1 protein-coding gene and 1 pseudogene are annotated in these 1,305 nt (G+C 63.1%); one reads left to right on the forward strand and one right to left on the reverse strand.

From position 1 onward, the window contains the following. Window positions 1-216 (forward strand): annotated as a pseudogene (locus tag EN984_RS34965) (acetylornithine deacetylase); the annotation flags it as partial. Between the two features lie 6 nt (window positions 217-222). On the opposite strand, the gene EN984_RS34970 reads toward EN984_RS34965, so the two are convergent. Then, complete coding sequence (locus EN984_RS34970; RefSeq protein WP_127267113.1) at window positions 223-1,179, reverse strand: LysR family transcriptional regulator; 957 nt, start codon at window positions 1,177-1,179, stop codon at window positions 223-225. Window positions 1,180-1,305 lie beyond the last annotated feature (126 nt).

Below are 1,305 nucleotides of genomic sequence, written 5' to 3' on the forward strand. Positions count from 1 at the left end.
TCGCTGACCGGCGCCAACAACACCATCAAGGTTGCCTACGGCACGGAGGGCGGCCTGTTCAACCGCGATCTCGGCACGCCGACGGTCGTGTGCGGACCGGGATCGATGGCGCAGGGACACAAGCCGGATGAGTTCGTCAGCGTCGAGCAGATGCGCCGTTGCGATGGCATGCTGGAAAAATTGCTGCAGCGGCTTGCCGACCAGCAGTTGGCTTAACCGGGGCTACTTCTGTGGAAGTGCTGCCTGGCCGACAGCCCGCTCGGCGCCGAACACGCCTTGCTCGACGACGAAATGCCGGCAGTGGTCGATGAAGGCCTGGACGGTTTGCGTGCGGTGTTCGGAACTGGGCAAGGCGACGCCCATGGTCAGCGGCCGCAGATCGCCGTCCAGCGGCACGAAGACCAGCGGCTTGCCGTCCGGCGCCAGCGTGTTGAGCGGCCGCATATTGGCGATGCCGTAGCCGAAGCCGTTGGCCACCATGGAACGCATGACGGCGATGTCGCCGGTGCGCTCGGCAATGTTGGGGCGGATCCCGCGCTGGTGGAATGCCGAAAGGAAATATTCGCGGCTGAACGGCAGGTCGAGCAGCACCATCGGCTCGTCGGCCAATTCCTCCGTCGTGATCGACGCCTTTGCCGCAAAGCGATGCCCCGCCGGCAGCATGACATAGGCCGGCACCAGCATCAGCGGCTCGAAGGTCATGTCCTGCGACAGTTCGAGATCGTAGGTCAGGGCAAGATCGATTTCACCGCGCTGCAGCATCTCGAGCAATTGCCCCTGATTGCGCTCGAACTGGCGCACGCGCACATCGGGATAGGCGCGTTCGAACCGCATGCGCAGCGCCGGCAGCACGATTTGCGCAAAGGTCAGCAGGCATCCCACCGCCAGCGGGCCGCGCACCTTCTCGGCAAAGTCGCCGGCGACGTCGTGCAAGGCGTCTGCATCGTTGAGCAGCCGGGCGGCTTCCTTGAGGAAGATGCGGCCACCGGCCGTCAGCGAGAGGCCGTGCGAATGCTTGCGGACAAACAGCTGGACACCGAACTCGGTTTCCAGCTGCGCGATCGAGGCCGAAATCGATGGCGGCGATACATTGACCTGTTCGGCCGCCTTAGCGATGGAACCGGCTTCGCCCACGGCGACGAAATATTCCAGCTGTCTGAGCGTGAAGCGTAGCGGCATGGCTGGCTATGTTGCTGGTTTGAGGGCTTCGATCAAGCCTAATGCATGTCGCGCAAAAGTGGCCCCGGTTTTGCGCAAATGACATGCATAGAGCAAAGGCCTAAAGCGCATCGCTTGAATCCGTTC

The sequence above is a fragment of the Mesorhizobium sp. M7A.F.Ca.CA.004.12.1.1 genome, from assembly GCF_003997835.1.
Lineage (GTDB): Bacteria > Pseudomonadota > Alphaproteobacteria > Rhizobiales > Rhizobiaceae > Mesorhizobium.